The 384-nt window shown below is 53.1% G+C and carries 1 protein-coding gene; it reads right to left on the reverse strand.

The features are described from left to right. Positions 1–359, reverse strand: a 359-nt coding sequence (locus AC1D0P_RS31560) for a hypothetical protein (protein ID WP_477680328.1), incomplete at its 3' end; no start/stop codon positions are given. Between the last annotated feature and the right edge of the window lie 25 nt (positions 360–384).

Raw genomic sequence — 384 nt, forward strand, 5'->3', positions numbered from 1 at the left:
GGCTTAAGGAGTTTGGAAAGCTCCTGCCGCTGCTCGGGATTCAAGGCACCAAGCGACGGTGCGCCGTTCACGACAAACATTTTGAAGACCTGTTGTACGGTTTCCAGGTCGATACCCGTGACATTGTCGGTGTCGATGACGGAGGCCCCCGAGATTTCCAGCGGCTGACCGTGAAACTCTTGGCCGGTTACTCTTATCCGAAAGTTCTCTGTCACGGCATTCAACATTGCATCGACTTTGCCGGCCTTCGGATCGGTAGTCGTGAGCTTCAAATCGTAGTCGTGTGCAGACTCTTCCTTGCGCTGCGTTGGGCTGCCATTGGAATATTTCCAATCTTTGAAATGCAGATTGGCGTGCAAGGGATAGAGGCGGACGGGATCATAT

The sequence above is a fragment of the Polaromonas sp. P1_G2 genome (assembly GCF_056405515.1).